The following is a 24,421-nucleotide window of genomic DNA, read 5'->3' on the forward strand; positions in this document are numbered from 1 at the left end:
GGCGCACATGACCGGGCTGTTGTAACCGATATGACGCACACGACGCGTTCACGCCGGGCAGCTACCCTGCCGGACCTGAGTGCGCCGGTGAATGCGCGCAAAGAGAGGTTGGACGTGGCTGCAGGAGAAGATACCTCCCATATCCTCAGCGGGTTGACTAACCAGCTGCCTGATCGTGATCCGGAAGAGACCGCCGAGTGGGTTGAGTCCCTGGATGCGCTGATCAGGGAACAGGGCACGGAGCGTGCCCAATACATCATGCGCAGTCTCCTGCAGCGTGCCGGCGCGCAGAGCGTCGGGGTTCCGATGGTGACCACCACGGATTATGTGAACACGATCCCGGTGGACCAGGAAGCAGAGTTCCCGGGCAACGAGGAGTACGAGCGCCGGTACCGGGCGTACATGCGCTGGAACGCCGCGGTGATGGTGCACCGGGCGCAGCGGCCCGAGATCGGGGTGGGCGGACACATCTCCACCTACGCCGGCGCCGCGACCCTGTACGAGGTCGGGTTCAACCACTTCTTCCGCGGCAAGGACCACCCGGGCGGCGGGGACCAGGTGTTCTTCCAGGGCCACGCGTCCCCGGGCATGTACGCCCGCGCGTTCATGGAAGGCCGCCTCAGTGAGGAGGACCTGGACGGGTTCCGGCAGGAAAAGTCCAAGGAAGGCCACGCGCTCTCCTCCTACCCGCACCCGCGGCTGATGCCGCACTTCTGGGAATTCCCGACCGTCTCGATGGGCATCGGCCCGATGAACGCGATCTACCAGGCCCAGTCCAACCGGTACCTGCACAACCGGGGCCTGAAAGACACCGCCGACCAGCAGGTCTGGGCGTTCCTGGGCGACGGCGAAATGGACGAGCCCGAGTCCCGCGGCCTGCTCCAGCTCGCCGCGAACGAGAACCTGGACAACCTGAACTTCGTGATCAACTGCAACCTCCAGCGCCTGGACGGGCCGGTGCGCGGCAACGGCAAAATCATGCAGGAACTCGAGGCGTTCTTCCGCGGCGCGGGCTGGAACGTGATCAAGGTCGTCTGGGGCCGGGAATGGGATGACCTGCTCACCCGCGACACCGACGGGTCGCTGGTGAAGATCATGAACGAAACCCCGGACGGGGACTACCAGACCTACAAGGCCGAATCCGGCGGGTTCGTCCGCGAACACTTCTTCGGCAAGGACCCCCACACCAAGGACCTCGTCGCCGACCTGACCGACGACGAGATCTGGAACCTCAAGCGCGGCGGGCACGACTACCGCAAGGTCTACGCCGCGTACAAGGCAGCGACCGAATTCAAGGGCAAACCCACCGTGATCCTGGCCAAAACGGTCAAGGGCTACGGACTGGGCCCGCACTTCGAAGGCCGCAACGCCACCCACCAGATGAAAAAACTCACCCTGGACGACCTGAAGAAGTTCCGCGACCACCTGCGGATCCCGGTCACGGATGAGCAGCTGGAGAAGGACCCGTACCGTCCTCCGTACTTCCACCCGGGCACGGACGCCCCGGAAATCAAGTACCTGCTCGAGCGCCGCGCCGCCCTCGGCGGTTCCGTTCCGGAACGGCGCTCGAAGCACTCGGACATCGAGCTTCCCGAGGCGAAGACCTACGAGGTCGCCAAGCGCGGTTCGGGCAAGCAGCAGGCCGCCACCACCATGGCGTTCGTCCGCCTGCTCAAGGACCTGATGCGGGATAAGAACTTCGGCAAGCACATCGCGCCGATCATCCCGGATGAGGCCCGCACGTTCGGCATGGACGCGTTCTTCCCGACGGCGAAGATCTACAACCCCAAGGGCCAGAACTACCTTTCGGTGGACCGGGACCTGGTCCTGGCCTACAAGGAATCCGCCCAGGGCCAGCTGATCCACCCCGGCATCAACGAAGCCGGCGCCGTGGCAGCCTTCACCGCCGCCGGCACCGCCTACGCCACCCACGGCGTTCCCCTGGTCCCGGTCTACGTGTTCTACTCCATGTTCGGCTTCCAGCGCACCGGCGACGCCTTCTGGGCCGCCGCCGACCAGATGACCCGCGGGTTTATCATCGGCGCCACCGCCGGACGGACCACCCTCACCGGCGAAGGCCTCCAGCACGCCGATGGGCACTCCCCGCTGCTGGCCTCCACCAACCCGGCAGTGGTCACGTACGACCCCGCCTACGGCTACGAAATGGGCCACATCGTCCGTGATGGCCTCGAACGCATGTACGGGCACGACTCCACCGACCGGAACCTCATGTACTACCTCACTGTGTACAACGAGCCGATCGTCCAGCCCGCGGAACCGGAGAACCTCGACGTCGAAGGCGTCCTCAAGGGCATCTACAAGCTCGCGGCCTCCAGCACCGAAGGCCCCAAGAGCCAGATCCTCGCCTCCGGCGTCTCCGTCCCCTGGGCACTCGAAGCCCAGCGGATCCTTGCCGAAGACTGGGGCGTCTCCGCCGACGTCTGGTCCGTCACCTCCTGGAACGAACTGCGCCGCGACGGCCTCGCCGCCGAAGAGGAAGCCTTCCTCAACCCCGGCAAGGAAGCCCGCCAACCGTTCGTCACCAAACAGCTCGAAGGTGCCCAGGGCCCCGTCGTAGCCGTCTCGGACTACATGAAGGCCGTCCCGGACCAGATCCGGCAGTTCGTCCCGAACGAGTTCGCCACCCTGGGCGCCGACGGTTTCGGCTTCTCCGACACCCGCGCCGCCGCCCGCCGCTTCTTCAAGAACGACATCCACTCCGTCGTTGTGAAGACCCTGCAGCTGCTCGCAGCCAAGGGTGAGGTCGACGGACAGGCACCGGCGCAGGCCATCGAGAAGTACCGCCTGCTCAACGTGAACGCCGGCACCACGGGCAACGCCGGAGGCGAGTCCTAACTCGGCTTCTTGAGCCTGTACGAACGGGCCGCTGGTTGAGCTGTTGAAACCCGGGTTTCGACAAGCTCAACCAGCGAACTCCTCCTCTTCAGAGGAACGACGGCGGTCCCCACCCACGGTGGGGACCGCCGTCGTCGTTTGGGGTGCTTCCGGAAGCGCCGGAAGGGTTGTGACGCAGCACAACCCCAGTTGTAGCCTTTGCACAAAATGGAGCTTGTCCCGCAGGCACCGTATGCTCGAATCATGCCCGAGCCGTCCCCCGCCCCTGCACCGCGCAAACCGTCCTCCCGGACCATGACTCCGGAGAAGACGGAGACCCTGAAAAAGCTCAGGGCCAGCGTCGGCCAGTTGTCCACCACCACCATGCGCCAGCTGGAGAAATCGCTGCCGTGGTACAGCCGGCTCAGTTCCGACGAGCGCTCCGCGCTGGGACTGGTGGCGCAGAACGGCATCGCCGCATTCGTCACCTGGTATGAGCGCCCCAGTTCCCCGTCCTGGATCCTTTCCGACGTTTTCGGTACCGCCCCGACGGAACTGACCCGGTCCATCAGCCTGCAGAAGGCGCTTCAGCTCATCCGGATCGTCGTGGAAGTGGTGGAGGACCAGGTTCCGGTGATCGCTCCCGAAGCGGACCAGCCTTCCCTGCGCGAAGCAGTCCTCAGGTACTCGCGGGAAGTGGCGTTTGCCGCCGCCGACGTGTACGCCCGGGCCGCGGAATCCCGGGGGTCCTGGGACACGCGGCTCGAAGCCCTGATCGTGGACGCCATCCTGCGCGGTGAGAACACCGACGCGCTGCGCTCCAGGATCGCCGCGCTCGGCTGGAAGGCGCAGGAACGCTTCACCGTGATGGTGGGCAACTCGCCGTCGGAACCCAGCGCCAGCTACGTGAGCGAACTGCGCCGCATGGCAGGCCGGTACGCGGAGGATGCCCTCGTAGGCATCCAGGGCGACCGCCTCATCCTGATCCTGGGCGGCGTGCACGACCGGGAGACCGCGTATGTGAAGCTCAGCGAGATGTTCGCGCCCGGTCCGGTGGTTTACGGAGCGGAGGCCAGCTCCCTGCTGGAAGCCAGCAGCTCGGCGCAGTCCGCCTTCGCCGGGCTCACCGCCGCACGGGCATGGCCCGCCGCTCCGCGCCCGGTGGCGGCCGACGATCTCCTCCCGGAACGGGTCATTTCCGGGGACGACGCCGCCCGGCGGTCGCTGGTGAAGAACATCTACCGGCCGCTCCTCGCGGCGTCGAACGGGCTGGTGGAAACGCTCGGCACCTACCTGGAGCTGGGGCATTCACTCGAGGCCACAGCGCGTGAACTCTTCGTCCACGCCAACACTGTGCGGTACCGGCTCAAGCGTGTTTGTGACGTGACCGGCTGGGATCCGCTGCTCCCCCGGGAGGCGTTCGTGCTGCAGGCGGCCCTTGTGGTGGGGCGGCTTTCCACTCCCCCGAAGCCCGCCGTCGAGCGTGTTGCCGCGCGGAACACTAACTGAACCGTTGTAGACTTCCTACAATCTGACCCCGTGAGGTTGGTGTACGCAAACACCAATGAATCACCCGGTAATTTGGAAAGCTGGATACGTGCTTGCAATCGTCTGCCCTGGACAGGGCTCACAGACCCCCGGTTTCCTGGCCCCGTGGCTGGAACTGCCTTCCGTAGCAGGCCATCTGGCCTCCCTGAGCGAAATTGCAGGTATCGACCTCACTGCGCACGGGACCACCTCTGACGAGGAAACCATCAAGGACACTGCCGTCGCGCAGCCGCTCATCGTGGCGGCGGGGCTGGTGGCCGCCAAGTCGCTGTTCGATGTCGAACTCAGCACGCTGCCGGTCATCCTGGCGGGACATTCGGTGGGCGAGATCACGGCGTCCGCGCTGGCCGGCGTGCTCACCGAAAAGGAAGCCATGGCGTTTGTGCGCGAACGCGCCAACAGCATGGCCGCGGCCGCTGCCGTCACCCCCACCGGCATGAGCGCCGTGGTGGGTGGCGACCCCGCCGAGGTCCTCGCCGCCATCGAGGCCGCCGGCGCAACGCCCGCAAACGTCAACGGCGCGGGCCAGACCGTCGCCGCGGGCACCTTCGAACAGCTCAAGGCCCTGGCCGAGAATCCGCCGGCCAAGGCGCGCGTGATTCCGCTGAAGGTCGCCGGCGCATTCCACACCTCACACATGGCTCCCGCGGTGAGCGCACTCGAGGCGCTCCGCCCGGAGCTGCAGCCGCAGGCACCCGCCGTGCCGCTGCTGTCCAACTTCGACGGCCGCGAGGTCACCGCGGGCACCGCCGCCGTCGACAGCCTGATCGCCCAGGTCTCGCGTCCGGTCCGCTGGGACCTGTGCATGGAGACCCTCGTGAACCGCGGAGTCACCGGGGTCATTGAACTCGCGCCGGCGGGTACCCTGGCCGGACTGGCCAAGCGGGGCATGCCGGGCGTAAAGACTGTTGCTGTCAAAACGCCGGACGACCTGTCCGCGGCCCTTGCACTCTTCGCAGAACTGGAAGGACAGGCATGAGCACGCCGGTACTGAAGCAGTCCCCGCTCAACGAGCACACCCGGATCCTGGGCATCGGTGCTTACCGCCCCGACGTCCTGGTCACTAATGAGGATGTGTGCCAATGGATCGATTCCTCCGACGAGTGGATCCGCCAGCGTACCGGTATCGTCACCCGCCACCGCGCACCCGCCGACGTCAGCGTGATCGACATGGCCGAGGGTGCCGCCCGTGAGGCCATGCAGAAGGCAGGGATCGAGGCATCCCAGCTCGGCGCCGTTATCGTCTCCACGGTGACCCACCCGTACGCCACGCCCTCGGCCGCCGCAAGCCTCGCCGACCGGCTGGGCGCCACGCCTGCCCCTGCCTTCGACATCTCCGCTGCCTGCGCCGGCTACTGCTACGGCGTGGCCCAGGGCGATGCGCTGGTCCGTTCGGGGGCCGCCAACTACGTGCTCGTTGTCGGCGCGGAAAAGCTCTCCGACGTCATCGATAACCGTGAACGCACGATCTCGTTCCTGCTGGGTGACGGCGCCGGGGCCGTTGTCATCGGCCCGTCGGACACCCCCGGCATCGCTCCGTCGGTGTGGGGATCGGACGGCAGCAAGTGGGATGCCATCGGCATGACCCGCTCCATGCTGGACGTCCGCGACCTTGGCATGGCCGCACGCCGGTCCGACTCCACCGGTGACCTCGCGCTCCTCGAAGAGGCGCAGGAGCTCTACCCGACCCTCCGCCAGGACGGCCAGACGGTGTTCCGCTGGGCGGTCTGGGAAATGGCCAAGGTTGCCCAGCAGGCGCTGGAAGCCGCCGGCGTCCAGGCCGAGGACCTGGTGGCCTTCATTCCGCACCAGGCGAACATGCGGATCATCGATGAGATGGTCAAGAAGCTCAAGCTCCCCGAAACCGTTACCGTGGCGCGTGACATCGCCGATGCCGGTAACACCTCGGCGGCATCGATCCCCCTGGCTACACACCGCCTGCTCCAGGAAAACCCCGCACTGAGCGGCGGACTGGCCCTGCAGATTGGCTTCGGCGCCGGACTGGTCTTCGGCGCCCAGGTAATTGTCCTTCCGTAGCAATTCCGATCACCAAGCCGCAACCGCGGTTTGCCCATTTCCGGCATCCCGTGCCGGCAATAACAAGAAAAGGAGCCATCAATGGCTAGCAACGAAGAGATCCTGGCCGGACTGGCTGAAATCGTCAACGAAGAGACCGGCCTGGCCCCCGAGGCCGTCGAGCTGGACAAGTCCTTCACTGAGGACCTGGACATCGACTCCATCTCCATGATGACCATCGTCGTCAACGCCGAAGAGAAGTTCGGCGTCCGCATCCCCGACGAAGAGGTTAAGAACCTCAAGACCGTCGGCGACGCCGTGGACTTCATCTCCGGCGCCCAGGCGTAAGTAGGACACCCGCCTTCATTGGCACCAGCCTCTACAGGCTCCAGCCCTCACGGCTGAACCCGGCTGGCCGGGCCGGACACCTTTCCGGACCGGCCAGCCGATGCACCACCCTTAAATTTTTGCAGACTCCCCGCACGCCCCCCCACTCCGGCCTCCGGCCAGCAGCATAGGACACGGCAGGCGCACCGACAGAGAGTGATCACATGACACGCAAAGTAGTCATAACAGGTCTGGGTGCCACCACGCCCATCGGCGGCGACGTACCCACGATGTGGCAGAACGCGCTGAAGGGGGTTTCCGGCGCCCACACCCTTGAGGACGACTGGGTCGCCAAGTACGAGCTGCCGGTCCACTTCGCCGCCAGGTGCACCACCCCCGCCCTCGACGTCCTGAGCCGGGTCGAGGCCAAGCGCATGGACCCGTCAACGCAGTTCGGCGTCATCGCCTCACGCGAGGCATGGGCCGACTCCGGCATTACCGAAATCGACCATGACAGGCTGGCCGTGGCGTTCGCCACCGGCATCGGTGGCGTCTGGACGCTCCTTGACGCGTGGGACACGCTGAAGGAGAAGGGGCCCCGACGCGTCCTGCCCATGACGGTTCCCATGCTCATGCCCAACGGCGTGGCCGCAGCGGTCAGCCTGGACCTGGGCGCCCGCGCCGGTGCGCACACGCCGGTGTCCGCCTGCGCGTCCGGTACCGAAGCGATGCACCTCGGGCTGGACCTGATCCGGTCCGGCAAGGCCGACGTCGTCATGTGCGGTGGCGCCGAAGCCGCCATCCACCCGATGCCACTGGCAGCGTTCTCTTCCATGCAGGCGCTCTCCCGCCGCAACGACGATCCCGAGCACGCCTCGCGCCCGTACGACCTTGGCCGTGACGGTTTTGTCATGGGCGAAGGCGCCGGCGCGCTGGTGCTTGAGGCTGAGGAGCACGCCCTTGCCCGCGGCGCACGGATCTACGGTGAGCTGGCCGGCACGTCCGTGACGGCCGACGCCTACCACATCACCGCCCCGGACCCTCAAGGCCTCGGCGCGACCCGCGCGCTCAAGGCAGCCATGTTCGACGGGCGCATCCAGGCAGAGGACGTTGTTCACGTCAACGCCCACGCCACGTCGACACCGGTGGGTGACAAGCCGGAATACACGGCGCTGAAAGCGGCGCTCGGCAGCCACGTCGACAACGTGGCCGTCTCGGCCACCAAGTCGCAGATGGGCCACCTGCTCGGCGCCTCGGGCGCTGTTGAGGCCGTCCTTACCGTCCTGGCCGTCCACGAACGGAAGGCCCCGTTGACCATCAACCTCGAGAACCAGGATCCGGAGATCCCGCTCGACGTTGTGACCTCCGCACGCGACCTGCCGGCCGGCGACATTGTGGCGCTGAGCAACTCATTCGGCTTCGGCGGCCACAACGCCGTCGTTGCCATCCGCAGCGTGTGATGAGACCTGACTGAACGGCTGAAGAAGCCCCCGCCGGTTGGCGGGGGCTTCTTCGTTGCTATGGGGTAATTGCTGCGGCTGGCGTATCAACCGGCCCTGCAGTCTTTAGCTGAGCTGCCGCTTCAGCCGACCTGGTGCAGCCAGCGCACCGGCGCGCCCTCAGCGGCGTGCCTGAAGGGTTCCAGCTCCTCGTCCCACGCCTCGCCGAGGGCAAGCGACAGCTCGTGGTAGACGGCGGAGGGGTCGCCGGCGCCGGCCTCGTAGGCGTAGCGGATCCGGTCTTCGGACACCATGATGTTGCCGTGCACGTCGGTCACGGCGTGGAAAATACCCAGCTCAGGAGTGTGGGACCAGCGTCCGCCGTCCACGCCCTGGCTGGGTTCTTCGGTGACCTCGAAGCGCAGATGTGCCCAGCCCCGGAGGGCAGACGCAAGCTGCGCACCTGTCCCCTGCGCGCCGGTCCAGGACAGCTCCGAGCGGAACATGCCGGGCGCAGCGGGTTGAGGGGTCCACTCCAGGTCCGTTCGCTTGTCCACGACGGATCCGATGGCCCACTCAACATGAGGGCACAGTGCGGTAGGGGCCGAGTGAATAAACAGCACACCGCGGGTCATTGCAACAGACATTCCATCCTCCATAGCTGTAGGTACGTCTTCCCCAACGACCTGCATGGACGGGATACTTGCTGCTTTGGGCGCCGCGTGGTGCCGGTGACTCCTGCCAATCTATGAAAATATCTGCCGGGCTGACAAGAGAGGCCTGAAGACGGGTGCTTCAAGCACAACTTGAAAGTTGTCGACTTGGATCTTATTCTGCCGTACGCCGTCTAATTACGCCAGTGCAATTCGGCGTGGTGTAGAAGGCGCGCCGGCGGAAAGTGCCTAGGCGCGCGGGTGGGCCTGCTGATAGCTCTTACGTAGCCGGTCCACCGACACATGGGTGTAGATCTGGGTAGTGGCGAGGCTGCTGTGACCGAGGATTTCCTGGACCGCCCGAAGGTCGGCGCCGCCGTCAAGCAGATGCGTGGCGGCGGTGTGCCGCAGGGCGTGCGGTCCGGTGGCGGAGGTATCGCCCAGTGCGTCGAACAGTCCCTTCACTACGCTGCGGACCTGGCGCTGGTCCACGCGGCGGCCGCGCATCCCGAGGAAAAGTGCCGGGCCGCTGTCCGGGAGTGCGAGCTTTCCCCGTCCGCGGCGCAGCCAGTCGTCGACGGCGAGCGCCGCCGGGAGCCCGTACGGCACCGTCCGTTCCTTGTTGCCTTTGCCGAGCACGCAGAGGGTTCTGCGGTCCGGGTCGAGGTCATCGACGTCCAGACCCGCCAGCTCGCCGACGCGGACACCAGTGGCGTAGAGCAGCTCGATCATGGCCCTGTTGCGCAGGGCCACGGGATCACCGTCTTTCGCTGCTTCGTTGAGGTCCTCCAGAAGCCGGGCGAGCTGCTGCTGCTGCAAAACCCCCGGCAGTGAGCCGTCGCGTTTGGGGGCCTGCAGGCGCAGGGCAGGATCGGTTTCGATGAGTTCTTCCCGCAGCGCCCAGGCGGTGAAGGTCCGCGCCGTGGCGGCACGGCGGGCAAGGGTGGAACGTGACGCGCCAGCCTCGCTCTGGCTGCCCAGCCAGCGCCGGAGGGTTCCCAGCTCGAGGCCCGCGGGATCGGAGACTCCTTCGCCTGCCGCATAGCTCAGCAGGCTGGAGACGTCGGACAGGTACGCGCGCACCGTGTGTTCGGACCGGGCCCGCTCACCCGTCAGGTACCGTCCGAAACCCGTGACGGCCTTGGCGAGGGCGGCCGGCAGTTCCTGTTTCTCCACTCCCCCACTGTCCCAGCATTTGGCACGGAATCAAGGAACGGCACGGCGAGCCGCCCGGCGAGGGGGACGTCGCCGGGCGGCAGGCCCTATGTTGATTGCCTGGTGCGCTTCCAGCCTCCCTTCTCGGATACGGCCAGTCCCAGCAGCGCCAGCCTGCCAAGGCCCGCGCGCACCGATTCGGCGCCCAGTCCGGCGACACTGCAGAGTTTTTCGACTGAGCTGGCGGACCGCAGCGGGAGTGCGTCCAGCAGGATCAGGTCCTCGAGCGTCAGGCCGTCGTGATCGGCGGACTGCCCGCTCTTCTCATCAGGCAGGGACTGGCCGCTGGGCGACGCAAGCTCGGCGATCTCCCCGGCATCAGTGACACAGACAGCGCCGCCCTCGCGCAGGAGCCGGTGACAGCCGGCCGAGTTGGCGCTGTGGACAGATCCGGGGACAGCTCCGACCGCACGGCCCAGGGTTTCCGCGTGATGGGCGGTATTCAGGGCTCCGGACCGCCATCTGGCCTCCACCACAACTGTGACGGACGCAAGGGCAGCGATCAGTCGGTTCCGCTGAAGGAACCGGTAGCGGGTGGGTGCGGAACCGGGCGGTACTTCGGCGAGCACGGCACCCTGGTTGGCTACAGAGCGCAGGAGATCCTCGTTGCCTGAGGGATAGAAGCGGTCCACCCCGCCTGCCATCACGGCGATGGTCGGCATGGCACCCGAGCCCCCAGCCAGGGCTGCCCGGTGCGCGTGGGCATCAATGCCGTACGCGCCGCCGGACACCACAGTAAAGCCCCGCTGCGCCAGCGAGTAGGCAAGGTCACCGGTGACTGACGCACCGTAGCTGGTACTGTCCCGCGAGCCCACCAGGGCCACCGCCTTGGCTGCCGGGGGAAGTTCGAGCTCGATGCCCCGCCACCAAAGGCAAATCGGCTGGTGCAGGCCAAGGTCGTCCAGTTGCCGCGGCCAGAGCTCGTCCACCGGGATGATCATCCGGCCGCCCAGGCGCTGCATGGTGGCCACGTCACGCTCCGGGGCGAGGTCGGGGATCCTCGGCGCCCAGCGTTTCAGCGCCGCACCGAGGCCGCCCCATGAATTCACGGCACTGTGCTCTGCCAGCAACCCGGTGATGTCCTGTTCCAGCCGCGGCCCGTAGCTGACCTGGCCGGTGGCGATCCGCAAGGCGTCCTCGGCCCCGGCGACATGCACCAGGGCCAGCCCCGCCACGTCCTGTGGCTCCATCAGCCTGGACAGCGCGGCCCGGGCAAGTCTCTCGTTGTGCATGTGGCTTTCCTTTCACGCCGCCGCTGAGGCGGTCTGGCGGAGGCTCAGGGCCTGTCCGATGTCGTTCCCGTCCGGCTGCTCCCGGCCAGCGAGGTCTGCCAAAGTCCAGGCGAGGCGGAGGACACGGTCATAGCCCCTGGCCGTGAGGACGCCCCGTTCCAGTGCATGGTCCAGGATCCGGGTTGTAGCGGCCGCCAGTCTCAGCTCGCCACGCAGGATGCGGCCGGGCACCTGGGAGTTGGTTTCCATGCCCCAGCGCTGAAGCCGCTGCAGCTGGCTTGCCCGGGCAGCCAGGACGCGGGCACCGACCGTTGCGCTGTCCTCCGCTCCCCCGGACTGGCCAAAGTCCGCCAGCGACACACGGTCCACCTGCAGCTGGATGTCCACACGGTCCAGGAGCGGCCCCGACATGCGCGACATGTAGCGGCGCCGCATGAAGGGGGTGCAGGTGCATTCAATGCCCTTCCCCGAGGCCTTGCCGCACGGACACGGATTGGCTGCCAGCACCAGCTGGAACCGCGCGGGGTAGGCCGCTGCTCCGGCCGAGCGGTGGATGACCAGCTCGCCGCTCTCAAGAGGCTGCCTGAGTGCATCGAGGACCCTGCGTTCGTATTCGGGCGCCTCGTCCAGGAACAGGATTCCGCGGTGCGCCCTCGACGCCGCGCCGGGGCGCGGAAGCCCCGACCCGCCGCCGATGATCGCCGCTGCTGTGGCCGAGTGGTGGGGATTCTCGAAGGGCGGCCGCCGGACCAGCTGCACTCCGGCGGTGGGGAGCTGGCACAGGGAATGGATCGCTGTCACCTCCATCGCCTCCGTGTCGCGCAGATCGGGCAGAAGCCCGGGAAGCCGCTCGGCCAGCATGGTCTTGCCGGCGCCGGGCGGGCCCGGTCAGCAGCAGGTGGTGCGCACCGGCGGCGGCTACCTCAAGGGCACGCCGTGCCTCTGCCTGGCCGGACACGTCACACATGTCGGGGGCAGGCGCATCCACTGACACAGGCTCAGTCCCGGCGGGTTCATCCTCCGGTGCGAAGTCGAGCACCAGTTCCTGCGGGTCAGCACCAAAATCGAACACCAGCCGCGCCAGGGTCCGGTAGCCGCGGACCCTGGCACCGGGGACGAGTTCGGCCTCGGCTGCGTTCGCGTGGGCCACCACGATGTCGTGGAACCCGGCCTGCACCGCGGACATCACGGCCGGCAGGATGCCGCGCACAGGCCTCAGGCGTCCGTCCAGTCCCAACTCGGCGATGAAGACGGTGCGCCCGGTGGGCCTGATGTCCTCCGCGGCACGCAGCACCGACATCGCGATGGCAAGGTCGAAGCCGGATCCGCGCTTGGGCAGGGACGCCGGAATGAGGTTGGCGGTGATCTTACGCCGGCTCAGCGGAATGCCGGAGTTCTGCGCCGCCGAGCGGATGCGGTCACGGGCTTCGTTGAGGGAAGCGTCCGGCAGCCCGAGGAGCACAAAGGCCGGCAGTGTCTGGCCGATGTCGGCCTCGACCTCCACGATGTAGCCGTTCAGGCCGACGAGGGCCACCGAATAGGCTCTCCCCAGCGCCATCACAGCACCTCCCTGAGGTGCTCAACGGTGGGTTTGCCGACGCCGTCGTCCAACACGGCGACGACGTCCACCCGGCGCAGCGGCAACCACAGTCCGTGGTCCCGGCACCAGGCCGAACCCAGGCGGTGCAGCCGAGCGAGCTTGTCTGCTCCCACTGCTTCAAACGGGTGACCGTAGGCGAGCGAACGCCGCGTCTTCACTTCGGCAATGACGAGGGCATCGCCGTCCAGGGCAACGATGTCGATCTCACCATCCGGGCAGCGCCAGTTGCGCTCCACGATCAGCATCCCCAGCGATTCCAGATATTCCGCCGCGAGCTCTTCCCCGCGCCGGCCCAGCAGGTCCTTGGCTTTCATTTCCACCTCCGCATCAAGACTGCGGGGGCGGGATCACGCGCAACAGGGCACTGTCACGCTATGTGGGAAAGGTCGCGGGCATCCGAGGAAAGGCGGGCAGGGATGGAGGAGAAACACCGGCTGTGGAGGAACAGTGCCCCCGGGGCAGTGCGGCAGGGATACCCCGGAGGGTCAGGAACCTCAGTTGCCGAGGTCGACGTCCTTGGGCAGCGCGAGTTCCTCGTTGCGCGGCAGTTCCTCGACGTTGACGTCCTTGAACGTGATGACCCGGACGCTCTTCACAAACCGCGCTGAACGGTACACATCCCAGACCCAGGCGTCCTGGAGCGTGAGGTCGAAGTAGACCTCGCCGTCGGCGCTGCGCGCCTGCAGGTCCACGTGATTGGCCAGGTAGAAGCGCCGCTCGGTCTCGACCACATAGCTGAAAAGACCCACGACGTCGCGGTACTCCCGGTAGAGCTGAAGCTCCATGTCGGTCTCATAGTTCTCAAGGTCTTCGGCACTCATGGTTCCATCTTGCACCATGCGGCGGGAACCCGCGCACCGCGCTACCCGGAGAGCAGGTTCGCTACTCGGACAGCAGGTTCCAGCTGACCCGGTGGTAGGGGCTCGGGCCGCTGGTGCGGATCGCTTCCCGGTGCGCCGCCGTGCCGTAGCCCTTGTTGACGTCCCAGCCGAAGTCAGGGTACTCGAGGTGGAGTTGCTGCATGTGCTGGTCGCGCTCGACCTTGGCCAGGACGCTAGCGGCGGCGACGCTGAGGCATTGCATGTCGGCCTTGACGAGGGTGTGGACGGGCGCGTCACAGCCGGGGTCGGTGACGACTTCGTCGAACAGCGAGGGCTGGACGGCGGGTGAGAGCCAGTTGTGGCTGCCGTCCAGAAGGACGACGTCGGGCGTGATGCCGGCGCCGAGGATCTCGAACCAGGCCCTGTTTCCGGCGGCCCGGAGGGCGCCCATAATGCCGAGCTCATCGATTTCGTGCGCAGTGGCATGTCCGACGGCCGAGGCGACGCTCCAGGCCCGCACCAGCGGGTCGAGCCGTTCGCGGTCTGCCGCCTTGAGGAGTTTGCTGTCCCGGACGTCGGCGAGAAGTTCCATGTTCTGCAGGTCCACAACGGCGATTCCCACGCTCACCGGCCCTGCGAGGGCGCCGCGGCCTACTTCGTCGACGCCGGCCAGGAACCGGGCCCCGCGGGGCAGGAAGCGCTTCTCGTAGTCAAGGGTAGGTGCAACGGACATGGCTAACCTGCCGACGGCACATTCTTGAAGACGTCGGGATAGTTGTTCAGGGCCGCCCAGCGGTTCATTGGCCAGGCGATGACCGCTGCCTTGCCTTCGATGTCGGCGATGTCCACGAAGCCTCCGTTGGTGTCGGTGTGGGCACGGGAGTCCGCCGAATGGTTGCGGTTGTCCCCCATCACCCAGACCTTGCCCTGGGGCACGACGGCGTCGAAGGTGCGCACTGCGGGAACTTCGGCCGGATTGACGTACGCCTCGTCCAGCCCGGCACCGTTGACGGTGATCTTCCCGCCGGCGTCACAGCAGACGACGTGGTCCCCAGGCAGCCCGATGACCCGCTTAACCAGGTGCTGCTCGGAGTTGTCCGGCAGCAGGCCAACGAAGGTCAGCCCGTCCTCCACAACGCTGAACGGCCCGTCGGCCTTTTGCGGTGTGGGCGGCAGCCAGCCCTTGGTGTCCTTGAAGACAACGACGTCGCCGCGCTCCAGGGCGAACGGCTCAGGCACGAGGAGGTTCACGAAGATGCGGTCGTTGATATCCAGCGTGTTCACCATCGACTCGGATGGAATGTAGAAGGCCCGGAACAGGAAGGTTTTGATGAGGAAGGACAGCACGACGGCGATCACCACAACCGTGGCGATTTCCTTCAGCCACAGCAGGAAGGGGTTGCGGGGACCGCCCTTTTCCTGCCGGCGGGGGCCGGCAGGAAAAGGTGACCCGGGTCCGGGTCCGCCGGGAGCGGGTACTTCCGAGGCGGGCTCGTGGGCGGCATGCCGTCCCGGCCCCGCAGCAGTCTGCCGCGGCTCGGAGCTCCCGGGATCTGTTTCCGGCATCTACTGTCCGTCCTTTGTTGTTGTATTGGCGACCAACGGCGGCCGCGCCACTGACGCAAATCTATCAAGCGGCCAGAGTATCTGTACCGGCCTGCCGATTACCCTGTCCGACCGCACCATGCCACCGCCGGGCGCCCCCAGCAGGCTGCGGGAGTCCGCCGACACCGAGCGGTGGTCCCCGAGCAGCCACAGCCGGCCCTCGGGAACAGTCACGTCGAACTTCTGGGTGCTCGCTGCATCACCGTCATGGAGGTATGGTTCCACGAGCGGCTGACCGTTGACTGTGAGGCGTTTGCCGGCGTCGCAACAGACCACATGGTCGCCGGGAAGCCCGATGACCCGCTTTACGTATGTAGTATCACTGCCGGTCAGTCCCAGCCAGTGTCCTGCCGCAGCCGCCGCTTGCTGCAGCGGACCCTCCCCGCTGTTCAGCGGGGCGAACGAGCCCCGGCCGTCGAACACCACGACGTCGCCGCGGCGGATCGGTTCCGACTGGAAGGCGGTGCGGGACACCAGGATCCTGTCACCAGTGCCGAACAGCGGCTCCATCGAGGCGGACGGGATGTAATAGACGTCAAGCCAGAGGGAGCGGATCAGCCCGCTGAGCAGGACGGCAGCAACCACGGCCAGCAACGCAAAACGCCAGCCCGGTCTCCCTGGCTGGCGTTTTGTCTGGTCCATAATCCGTATCCTGTGGCGCTGTTGCGGATGGCTCCGGCGCTGGCCGGATACGGGTTCGGGACCCGCCATTAAAGTCCGTGAAGACTTACTTGGCGGTGCTGAAGTCGCGCTTTTCCTTGATCTTCGCAGCCTTACCGCGCAGTGCACGCATGTAGTAAAGCTTGGCGCGGCGGACGTCACCCTTGGTGACAACCTCGATCTTTTCGATGATCGGGGAATGCACCGGGAAGGTACGCTCAACGCCGACACCGAAGGAAACCTTGCGGACGGTGAAGGTCTCGCGAACGCCGTCACCCTGGCGGCCCAGGACGAAGCCCTGGAATACCTGGACACGGGAGTTCTTGCCTTCGATGATGTTCACGTGAACCTTGATGGTGTCACCCGCGCGGAACTCGGGAACGTCAGTGCGCAGCGAAGCTGCATCTACGGAATCGAGGATATGCATTGATCCACTCCTGGTGAACGCCACAGGTCATCCACTTTGGGTCACGGCGGCCAAGCCCGGATATACCGGGAATCGCTGCCGAAGTGTTGAGGTCCAATCCCGCCACTAGTTGGCGGCACCGGGGTGTCCTGCTGTTGGTTACGCTCCCCCTGTGGCAGGTGCGGACCCAGCAGACACAAGGACTAATTTTGCCACAAATGGCACGAATTGGTTAATTATGGGACGTCCGTGCCACATGGGACACCGGTAGAACCGCTCAGGCGTCCGGCCTCCGCCGGAGGTGACCGTCGACGACGTCGTACCCCAGGTCCGCGAGAGCGGTGCGGTCCGCGCGGGGCAGGGTCCCGGCGTCGAACGTCTGCAGCAGGTCAGGACGGCGTTCCGCCGTCCTGCGGTACTGCTCGTGCCGGCGCCACTGCGCGATCTTGCCGTGGTTGCCGCTGAGCAGGACGGCCGGGACCTCCCGGTCGCGCCAAACCGACGGCTTGGTGTAGACCGGGTACTCAAGCAGGCCGTCCGAATGCGACTCCTCCACGAGCGACTCGGGATTTCCCACCACTCCGGGGAGCAGCCGGCCGATGGCTTCCACCATGGCCAGTACAGCCACTTCTCCGCCGTTGAGGACGTAGTCGCCGAGGCTGACCGGGCGGACCGTGAAGTGCTCCTCGGCCCATTCGATGACGCGCTCATCAATGCCCTCGTACCGCCCGCAGGCGAACACCAGTTGCTCCTCTTCGGCAAGCTCGTAGGCCAGCGTCTGGTTGAAGCGCTCCCCCGCTGGGGACGGGACGATCAGCACGGGTTTGGCTGCACCGGCCGGCCGGGCAGCCGCCACGGATTCGAGCGCCTGGGCCCACGGCTCGGCCTTCATCACCATGCCGGCGCCGCCGCCGTAAGGGGTGTCGTCCACGGTGCGATGGCGGTCGGTGGTGAAGGTGCGGAGGTCGTGCACGTTCAAGTCCAGCAACCCGTCCTGGCGGGCCTTGCCGATGAGCGACAGCTCCAGCGGTGCCAGGTACTCGGGAAAGATACTGACGACGTCGATTCTCATCTACGCTTTGGCCTCCGGCTCGGCCTCTTCCTCAGCCGAGTCCGAGCCCCTGGTCTCCGGGTCCTCCGCGCTCTCCTCGTTGACCTCGAACAGGCCCGCCGGCGGGGTGAGCAGGACGTAGCCCTCCTCGGTGTTCACCTCGGGGACGATCTGTTCCACGAACGGGATGAGGATTTCCTTGCCGTCGGTCGTTTCGACGACGAGCAGGTCCTGCACCGGCATGGTGTTCAGGGCGGTGATTTTGCCCACGGCCCGGGAGCCGACGCGGGCCTCGAGGCCGACGAGCTCGTGTTCGTACCAGCCCTCATCGTCGTCCTCGTCGAGCCCTTCGGTCTCGATGAACAGCTTGGCGCCCCGGAGCGTCTCGGCCTCGTTCCGGGTATTAATCTCTTCAAAGCCGAGCAGGAGGATGTCCTTGTTCCAGCGGGCACTGCGCACGGTCAGCGGCCCGGCGGAGGCGGGTTCCACCACAAACTCGGTGCCGGGGACGAACCGGTCCTCGGGCGCGTCGGTGAGCACCTGGACTGTCACCTCGCCGCGGATTCCGTGGGGCTTGCCGATACGGGCCACCTGAAGCTGCATGTGTTCCTCTGTTTTGGGCTGCGTGTTGATGCGTGGTTATGACTTTTGCGGGCGTCGGAATGTTCGTGCGTATCCGGGCCCAAAGCAGTCCGGCCCCTCCACCGTTAGCTGGTGGAGGGGCCGGACTTTAAGGCAAGTGTTGCAGGCGCGTTACCGGCGGCGGTCGGTGTCGACGACGTCGACCCTGACCTGCTCGCCTTCTGCCAGCGCCGCCACGACCGTGCGCAGTGCACGCGCGGTGCGGCCCTGGCGTCCGATTACCCGTCCCAGGTCTTCCTGGTGAACGCGCACCTCGAGGGTATCCCCGCGGCGGTTGTTCTTGGCACTGACTTTGACATCCTCAGGGGAGTCGACAATGCCGCGGACAAGGTGTTCGAGCGCTTCTGCCAGCAACTTACTCAGCCTCGGTGGTCTCTGCTTCAGCCTCGGCGGGGGCTTCCGATGCCTTGGCCTTCTTGGTGATGGCTTCCGGGATGATCACGGAACCCTTCTCCGGAGCAACGAATGCTTCCTTGTCGGCCTTGGTCTTCAGGGTGCCTTCCTGGCCCGGCAGACCCTTGAACTTCTGCCAGTCACCGGTGATCTTCAGGATCGCGGCGACCTGCTCCGACGGCTGCGCGCCGACGGACAGCCAGTACTGTGCACGCTCGGAGTTGACCTCGATGTATGAGGGCTCCTCGGTGGGGTGGTACTTGCCGATCTCTTCGATGGCACGGCCATCACGCTTGGTGCGCGAATCGGCGACAACGATGCGGTAGTACGGTGCGCGCATCTTACCGAAGCGCTTAAGGCGAATCTTTACGGCCACTTTTGTGGTCACTCCTGTTTCTGAAACGGGGTTGAACCCGCGTTCTGCACCCGTGGGGCGGGCCGTACTTGGGGGTTCGAAAAGGACAGGATCCGGACGCGGAGAGAGGGGCCGCGCAGATCGAGTACCTGTTTATTGTGCCAGATCGTCCGCGTTATTTCGACTTGACATGCGGACGGAGCCTCGCGGGCTGCCGGGAAGACCGGGCGGCCCTAGGAAGACCAGACGTAGAGGCCGGTCCTGGTGCCTTCGTCCACGGTGCCGGCGAGCTCTGCCAGCTGCTGAACGTATTTCTTGGCTTCCCCGGCATCAAAGGGCATGTCATCCTCGGCGGCCCAGCGCTCGGCCACCTCATCTAAAACGTTGCCCTCACCCTCGGATTCGTACGTGAGAAGCTCGGCCAGCGCCCGGACCATCGCCGCTGGCACGCCCAGAAGTGAATCGCTTGCCACGTCCACCATGGCCAGTTCGTAGTCGGCACCCGCGGCGTGCACCGCGGCACCCGCGAGGTCGCCGAGCTGTTCGATCTCAAAATCACTGATGCCGGCAATCCTGATGCCGTCTCCGGCGGCGGCGCCGCCTGCCAGCGCTTCTGCACGCTTGAGGGCGTCATTGTGGGTGGCGACAAACACTTCGGTGAAGCCCATGGATTCGTCCTCATTCGTTCGGCGGTGCATGCCCCGGCAGCGGCAGTACCGGCCGGGGCTCTTCGAAATCAGCCTAACCCAACGGCGTTCATGCGACTTAGCGCACGGCGACGCGGAGGCGGTTGCGCCACGGATCCTCGAACCGGAGCTCGGCGCCGGTGTGGTGCGATGCGACTCCGGCGACCCTGAGGCGGTCGGCGAGCGCGCCGACGTCGTCACCGGACGGCACCTCAATGAGCACCTCGCCCAGGCCCAGCGTGTCCCGGCGCGGGCCGGCGCCGCGGCTGTTCCAGACATTCATGGCCATGTGGTGGTGGTAGCCGCCGGCCGACACAAAGAGGGCCTGGCCGTGCCAGCCCGCCGTTTTTTCGAACCCCAGAGTCCCGACGTAGAAGTCGTGGGCCGACTGGACGTCGCCCACCTGCAGGTGGACGTGCCCCACCTCCGCGTCGGTGCCGCGCTGGCCATCCACGGACTGCTGCGTGAGGTGGTCCTGCAGGTACTTCTGCGGCGGCAGCGCCAGGCTGTCCATGACCACGTTCTTGCCGTCCCAGGACCACGCCTCGCGCGGGCGGTCCCAGTAGAGTTCGATCCCGTTGCCTTCCGGGTCGGTGAAATAGAACGCCTCGCTCACCAGGTGGTCGGCGCTGCCCACGAAGGACTGCGGCTCGTACTGGGCCGCGCTGGCAATGGTGGCGGCCAGCGAGGACTGGTCCTCGAACAGGAGTGCCGTGTGGAAGAGGCCGGCCTCGCCGCGGCCGGGGATGTTGAGGCCCGGAGCGGGAGCGAGGTGCACCAGTGGCGTCTTGAGCCGGCCGAAGTAGAGGCCGCCGTCCTGCTCGGCGACGACGTCGAGGCCGAGGGCGCGCTGGTAGTAGTCGGTCATGAGCTTCATGTCGCCCACCTTGAGCATGACGGTGCCCATGGTGAGGTCGGCAGGAAGCAAGTCCTGGCTGCTGGCTGCTGCTGTCATCGAATACTCCCGAATGTCCGGACCGCCGGATTTCGGTGGCCTCTACATCTATAAATTACTTGAAGCTTCAATTTATTCCTAATGCACGATCTTTCCCCGGAGCACCACATTCGCGAGGCTGCGGATGGTCTCCGGCACGGTGCGTGGGTCCTCCCGGCACACCACCACGTCCGCGTCCGCACCTTCCGCCAGACCCTCGGCCCCCAGCCAGCGGCGCGCACGCCAGCAGGCCGCGTCCAACGCCGCACGTGCCGGGAGCCCGGCGGCGTGAAGTTCGAGGATTTCGTCCGCGATGCGGCCGTGGCGGATCACGCTGCCGGCATCCGTTCCCGCATAGATTTCGACGCCGGCCTCGTGGGCCTCCAGGACGCGCTCGCGACGGCGGGTCCACAGTGCGCGCATGTGCTCCGCATACCGCGGGAACTTCGGCTCTGCTTGGCTGGCGATGTCCGGGAAGGTGGCGATGTTGATGAGTGTCGGCACGATGGGCACCTGCTGCTCGACGAACCGCGGAATGTGCCGGGGCAGCAGGCCCGTGGCGTGCTCGATGCAGTCGATGCCGGCGTCCAGCATCTCGTCCAGGGTGTCCTCGCCGAAGCAGTGCGCCGTGACCCTGGCCCCCTCGTCGTGGGCGGCCCGGACGGCGTCCCGCACGGCCGCGGCAGGGAACGACGGCGTGAGGTCGCCGGCGGTCCGGTCGATCCAGTCCCCCACCAGCTTGACCCAGCCGTCCCCCTCCCGCGCCTGCTTGCGCACCGCCTCCACGAGGCCCTCCGGCTCGACTTCCACCGCGAAATTCCTCAGGTACCGGCGGGACCGGGCCACATGCCGGCCGGCCCTGATGATCCGCGGCGTGTCGGCCCGCTGCTGCAGCCACCGGGTGTCGCTGGCCGCTCCGGCGTCCCGGACCAGCAGCGTGCCCGCGTTGCGGTCCGTTACGGCCTGGCCATACGCCACGTCGTCGTCCACGGCACCGCCCGGGCCCAGCCCGATGTGGCAGTGGGCATCGACGAAGCCGGGCAGGACCCAGCCGTCCAGGACGGCGTCCGGCCGCTGGCCCGGAGAATTGAACGTCAGCTTCCCGTCCACGGCCCAGAGCCCGCGGCGTTCCTCATCCGCCGCAGTGAGCACGGGTCCGCTGAATTCGATGATGTGCGCCATGGTTCCAGCCTAATCGGCTCCCTCTACGGAGATCCGGCCTTCCGGCTGGCCCCTTCACAGATAGGCGGGCACAATCCGGGCTGTGGTAGCTTCGTTTACGACCACACGGGTGCCCCTGCAGGGGCTGAGATCAGGCTGGCGCAGCCTGCGACCGTTGAACCTGTCCGGGTAATGCCGGCGAAGGAAGTGAGCAGTAAATTGAGCACCCAGAAATCACAGCTGACCCCTGCCCAAAACGGTTCCGCCACCGTCACGCAGTCGCTGAAATCCCATTCACTGGCCTATCTGGAGGGCGACGGGCTACGGGTTCCGGTAACGGAAATCGCCTTGGAGCCTTCCCCGAACGGCGAGCAGAACGATCCGCTGCGCGTTTACCGCACGGCGGGTCCGGGCAGCGACCCGGTGGTGGGCCTCGCGCCGTTCCGAGCGGAGTGGATTGAGGCGCGGGCAGACACGGAGCCGTACGACGGACGTGAGCGCAACCTGCTCGACGACGGCAAATCGGCCGTGCGGCGCGGCGCGGCTTCCGCCGAATGGAAGGGCGCCAGGCCGGTGCCCCGCCGGGCGGCGGAAGGCAAGACCGTGACGCAGATGCACTATGCGCGGCAGGGCGTCATCACCCCCGAGATGCGCTTCGTGGCCCTCCGCGAGAACTGCGATGTGGAACTGGTCCGCAGCGAACTCGCCGCCGGACGGGCCATCATCCCCACGAACATCAACCACCCGGAATCCGAGCCGATGATCATTGGCAAGGCGTTCCTTGTGAAGATCAACGCCAACATCGGCAACTCGGCCGTCACCAGCTCCATCGCTGAGGAGGTGGACAAACTGCAGTGGGCCACCCAGTGGGGCGCGGACACTGTGATGGACCTGTCCACGGGCGACGACATCCACACCACCCGTGAGTGGCTCATCCGCAACTCCCCCGTCCCCATCGGGACGGTCCCGATCTACCAGGCCCTGGAAAAAGTGAATGGCGAAGCGAACGCCCTGACCTGGGAAATCTTCCGTGACACCGTCATTGAACAGTGCGAACAGGGTGTGGACTACATGACCATACACGCCGGCGTACTGCTGCGATACGTGCCACTCACGGCGAACCGTGTCACCGGCATCGTGTCCCGCGGCGGATCGATCATGGCCGGCTGGTGCCTTGCCCACCACCAGGAAAACTTCCTGTACACCCACTTCGACGAGCTCTGCGAAATCTTCGCGAAGTACGACGTCGCCTTCTCACTGGGCGACGGGCTGCGCCCGGGCGCGACGGCGGATGCCAACGACGCCGCGCAGTTCGCCGAACTGGACACCCTCGCTGAGCTGACCCAGAGGGCTTGGGAGTACGACGTCCAGGTCATGGTGGAAGGGCCGGGCCACATCCCGTTCCACCTGGTGCGTGAGAACGTTGAACGCCAGCAGGAGCTCTGCAAGGGTGCGCCCTTCTACACGCTGGGCCCGCTGGTGACGGACGTGGCTCCCGGCTACGACCACATCACCTCGGCCATCGGAGCCACGGAAATCGCCCGCTACGGCACGGCCATGCTGTGCTACGTCACGCCCAAGGAACACCTGGGCCTGCCCAACAAGGACGACGTGAAGACCGGCGTCATCACGTACAAGATCGCCGCCCACGCCGCCGACCTCGCCAAGGGGCACCCCGGCGCCAACGAGCGGGACGATGCGCTGTCCAAGGCCCGGTTCGAGTTCCGCTGGCGCGACCAGTTCGCGCTGTCGCTGGACCCGGTGACGGCCGAGGCTTTCCACGACGAGACACTGCCCGCGGAGCCTGCCAAGACCGCGCATTTCTGTTCGATGTGCGGCCCCAAGTTCTGCTCCATGCGGATCAGCCAGGACATCCGGAACGAGTACGGCTCCGCCGAAGCCCAGGCCGCCCTCGCCGAGATGGCGGAGGGCATGCGCGAGAAGAGCCAGGAGTTCCTCGCTGCGGGCGGAAAGGTGTACCTGCCGGAGCTGCGGCTTCCGGAGTCAGCCCGCAACTAACCGGCGTTCGTGCCCAGGTCCGGCTGGCATTGGGGGCCAGCCGGATCTGGGCGCGGAACGTTGCTCAGGAGGCGCGGGGCTGCTGCCGGCGGCTGACCTCGGCGATGAATGACCTGATGTAGCGGTCACCCTCCGGTGAGTCGTGGGGCCGGTGCCCTCCCGCAGCGATGCGGTGCAGGGCGCCGGTCTCGCGCAGGTATCCCGCGATTTCCTCGTACAGCGGCTCCCAGCCGCCGGTGAGGACCAGGGTGGGAACACCCGGCACGATCTGCAGCGGCGCCTGCCACGGCGGTGCCTGCAGCCGCAGTCTCCTGGCCGCGCGCTTCGCCTCGGGGGTACTGGGCTCCGGCGTGTCCGCGGCGAACGCGCGGCGCAGGAACTCGCGCTCGTAGTCGTCGTCGCCAAGCTGGTGCCGGACCTCGAACAGCGGCTCCATCAGGGCACGGTGCGCGGCAGTGGCCGGCAATTCAGCGGTGAGCGACAGGCATGCCGGCTCGACGAGCGTCAGCGAGAAGACCAAATCAGGGCGTTCGACGGCGGCCATCATCGCTGCGATGGCCCCCTGCGAATGCGCCACCACGTGGCCCCCGGCGGCCCCGCGGCCGTCGTCGGCCAGCGAACGCAGCACAATGCGGGCGTCCTCGGCGAAGTCGGTCTCCAGCGGCTCTGCCCCGGCGTCAAAGCCGTGGCGCCGCAGAAACAGGGCGTCATACTGCAGGGCCATGCCGTGCTGGCGCGGCCACGCAGCGGAGCCGAAGTTACCGGCACCGTGGACGAACACTACCCGCTGCTTATACATGACCCAACCTTATGGCAGTGGTCT

24 protein-coding genes, 1 pseudogene and 1 riboswitch are annotated in these 24,421 nt (G+C 66.7%); of the genes and pseudogenes, 7 read left to right on the forward strand and 18 right to left on the reverse strand.

Annotated features, from left to right (window positions below):
• The first annotated feature begins 114 nt into the window (after window positions 1-114).
• From aceE to QFZ33_RS16495, 6 genes are all read left to right on the forward strand, one after another.
• Window positions 115-2,856 carry a pyruvate dehydrogenase (acetyl-transferring), homodimeric type gene (gene aceE, locus QFZ33_RS16470; protein ID WP_307029190.1) on the forward strand — a complete coding sequence of 914 codons (2,742 nt, stop codon included), beginning with the start codon at window positions 115-117 and terminating at the stop codon, window positions 2,854-2,856.
• 243 nt (window positions 2,857-3,099) lie between these two features.
• Window positions 3,100-4,344, forward strand: coding sequence for a PucR family transcriptional regulator (locus tag QFZ33_RS16475; RefSeq protein ID WP_307029192.1), 1,245 nt, complete (start codon window positions 3,100-3,102; stop codon window positions 4,342-4,344).
• 88 nt (window positions 4,345-4,432) lie between these two features.
• A complete protein-coding gene (locus QFZ33_RS16480) occupies window positions 4,433-5,362 on the forward strand; it encodes an ACP S-malonyltransferase (RefSeq protein WP_307029194.1) in 930 nt (309 codons plus the stop codon).
• Window positions 5,359-6,420, forward strand: coding sequence for a beta-ketoacyl-ACP synthase III (locus tag QFZ33_RS16485; RefSeq protein WP_307029196.1), 1,062 nt, complete (start codon window positions 5,359-5,361; stop codon window positions 6,418-6,420). Before QFZ33_RS16480 ends, QFZ33_RS16485 begins: the two co-directional genes overlap by 4 nt.
• 81 nt (window positions 6,421-6,501) lie before the next feature.
• Window positions 6,502-6,747 (forward strand): acyl carrier protein, encoded by a 246-nt coding sequence (locus tag QFZ33_RS16490; protein ID WP_190602322.1) that lies wholly within the window; start codon window positions 6,502-6,504, stop codon window positions 6,745-6,747.
• A 203-nt stretch (window positions 6,748-6,950) separates the two neighbouring features.
• A complete protein-coding gene (locus tag QFZ33_RS16495) occupies window positions 6,951-8,186 on the forward strand; it encodes a beta-ketoacyl-[acyl-carrier-protein] synthase family protein (protein ID WP_307029199.1) in 1,236 nt (411 codons plus the stop codon).
• Window positions 8,187-8,308: 122 nt separating this feature from the next.
• Here the strand turns inward: QFZ33_RS16495 and QFZ33_RS16500 are convergent, their stop codons facing one another.
• From QFZ33_RS16500 to QFZ33_RS16580, 17 genes and pseudogenes are all read right to left on the reverse strand, one after another.
• Window positions 8,309-8,812, reverse strand: a complete 504-nt coding sequence (locus QFZ33_RS16500) for a DUF3145 domain-containing protein (RefSeq protein ID WP_003806074.1) — start codon at window positions 8,810-8,812, stop codon at window positions 8,309-8,311.
• A gap of 255 nt (window positions 8,813-9,067) precedes the next feature.
• Window positions 9,068-9,994, reverse strand: coding sequence for a tyrosine recombinase XerC (locus QFZ33_RS16505; RefSeq protein WP_307029201.1), 927 nt, complete (start codon window positions 9,992-9,994; stop codon window positions 9,068-9,070).
• Window positions 9,995-10,080: 86 nt separating this feature from the next.
• Window positions 10,081-11,265, reverse strand: coding sequence for a DNA-processing protein DprA (gene dprA, locus QFZ33_RS16510; RefSeq protein ID WP_307029203.1), 1,185 nt, complete (start codon window positions 11,263-11,265; stop codon window positions 10,081-10,083).
• A gap of 12 nt (window positions 11,266-11,277) precedes the next feature.
• Window positions 11,278-12,823 (reverse strand): annotated as a pseudogene (locus QFZ33_RS16515) (YifB family Mg chelatase-like AAA ATPase).
• On the reverse strand, window positions 12,823-13,179 hold the full coding sequence (locus QFZ33_RS16520; protein ID WP_307029205.1) for a YraN family protein: 357 nt from the start codon (window positions 13,177-13,179) through the stop codon (window positions 12,823-12,825). The pseudogene QFZ33_RS16515 and the gene QFZ33_RS16520 overlap by 1 nt, the downstream one beginning before the upstream one ends.
• Before the next feature lie 180 nt (window positions 13,180-13,359).
• Complete coding sequence (locus tag QFZ33_RS16525) at window positions 13,360-13,686, reverse strand: DUF2469 domain-containing protein (RefSeq protein ID WP_003806068.1); 327 nt, start codon at window positions 13,684-13,686, stop codon at window positions 13,360-13,362.
• A 61-nt stretch (window positions 13,687-13,747) separates the two neighbouring features.
• Complete coding sequence (locus QFZ33_RS16530) at window positions 13,748-14,419, reverse strand: ribonuclease HII (protein ID WP_307029207.1); 672 nt, start codon at window positions 14,417-14,419, stop codon at window positions 13,748-13,750.
• A gap of 2 nt (window positions 14,420-14,421) precedes the next feature.
• A complete protein-coding gene (gene lepB / locus QFZ33_RS16535; RefSeq protein ID WP_307029209.1) occupies window positions 14,422-15,252 on the reverse strand; it encodes a signal peptidase I in 831 nt (276 codons plus the stop codon).
• Window positions 15,253-15,933, reverse strand: coding sequence for a signal peptidase I (lepB, locus tag QFZ33_RS16540; protein WP_307029211.1), 681 nt, complete (start codon window positions 15,931-15,933; stop codon window positions 15,253-15,255). It lies immediately after the preceding gene.
• An 85-nt stretch (window positions 15,934-16,018) separates the two neighbouring features.
• The gene (gene rplS / locus QFZ33_RS16545) at window positions 16,019-16,378 is read right to left on the reverse strand and encodes a 50S ribosomal protein L19 (protein WP_307029213.1); all 360 of its coding nucleotides are present in this window, start codon (window positions 16,376-16,378) and stop codon (window positions 16,019-16,021) included.
• Between the two features lie 256 nt (window positions 16,379-16,634).
• Window positions 16,635-17,429 (reverse strand): tRNA (guanosine(37)-N1)-methyltransferase TrmD, encoded by a 795-nt coding sequence (trmD, locus tag QFZ33_RS16550; protein ID WP_307029215.1) that lies wholly within the window; start codon window positions 17,427-17,429, stop codon window positions 16,635-16,637.
• A complete protein-coding gene (gene rimM, locus QFZ33_RS16555) occupies window positions 17,430-18,011 on the reverse strand; it encodes a ribosome maturation factor RimM (protein WP_307029217.1) in 582 nt (193 codons plus the stop codon).
• 150 nt (window positions 18,012-18,161) lie between these two features.
• Entirely contained in the window at window positions 18,162-18,404 is a 243-nt protein-coding gene (locus tag QFZ33_RS16560; RefSeq protein ID WP_003806061.1) for an RNA-binding protein, read from the reverse strand.
• Window position 18,405: 1 nt separating this feature from the next.
• Complete coding sequence (gene rpsP / locus QFZ33_RS16565) at window positions 18,406-18,819, reverse strand: 30S ribosomal protein S16 (RefSeq protein WP_102972220.1); 414 nt, start codon at window positions 18,817-18,819, stop codon at window positions 18,406-18,408.
• 212 nt (window positions 18,820-19,031) lie between these two features.
• Window positions 19,032-19,466 (reverse strand): hypothetical protein, encoded by a 435-nt coding sequence (locus QFZ33_RS16570; RefSeq protein ID WP_307029220.1) that lies wholly within the window; start codon window positions 19,464-19,466, stop codon window positions 19,032-19,034.
• Window positions 19,467-19,563: 97 nt separating this feature from the next.
• Window positions 19,564-20,439 carry a VOC family protein gene (locus tag QFZ33_RS16575; protein WP_307029222.1) on the reverse strand — a complete coding sequence of 292 codons (876 nt, stop codon included), beginning with the start codon at window positions 20,437-20,439 and terminating at the stop codon, window positions 19,564-19,566.
• Between the two features lie 78 nt (window positions 20,440-20,517).
• Complete coding sequence (locus tag QFZ33_RS16580; protein WP_307029225.1) at window positions 20,518-21,600, reverse strand: amidohydrolase family protein; 1,083 nt, start codon at window positions 21,598-21,600, stop codon at window positions 20,518-20,520.
• 95 nt (window positions 21,601-21,695) lie between these two features.
• A riboswitch (TPP riboswitch) is annotated at window positions 21,696-21,803 on the forward strand.
• Here QFZ33_RS16580 and thiC point away from each other — a divergent pair.
• Window positions 21,799-23,598, forward strand: a complete 1,800-nt coding sequence (gene thiC / locus QFZ33_RS16585) for a phosphomethylpyrimidine synthase ThiC (protein ID WP_307029227.1) — start codon at window positions 21,799-21,801, stop codon at window positions 23,596-23,598. Its footprint overlaps the riboswitch before it by 5 nt.
• Window positions 23,599-23,662: 64 nt before the next feature.
• Here the strand turns inward: thiC and QFZ33_RS16590 are convergent, their stop codons facing one another.
• Window positions 23,663-24,397 carry an alpha/beta fold hydrolase gene (locus tag QFZ33_RS16590; RefSeq protein ID WP_307029229.1) on the reverse strand — a complete coding sequence of 245 codons (735 nt, stop codon included), beginning with the start codon at window positions 24,395-24,397 and terminating at the stop codon, window positions 23,663-23,665.
• Between the last annotated feature and the right edge of the window lie 24 nt (window positions 24,398-24,421).

Origin of the sequence: Arthrobacter globiformis (assembly GCF_030815865.1) — a bacterium.
GTDB lineage: Bacteria > Actinomycetota > Actinomycetes > Actinomycetales > Micrococcaceae > Arthrobacter > Arthrobacter globiformis_B.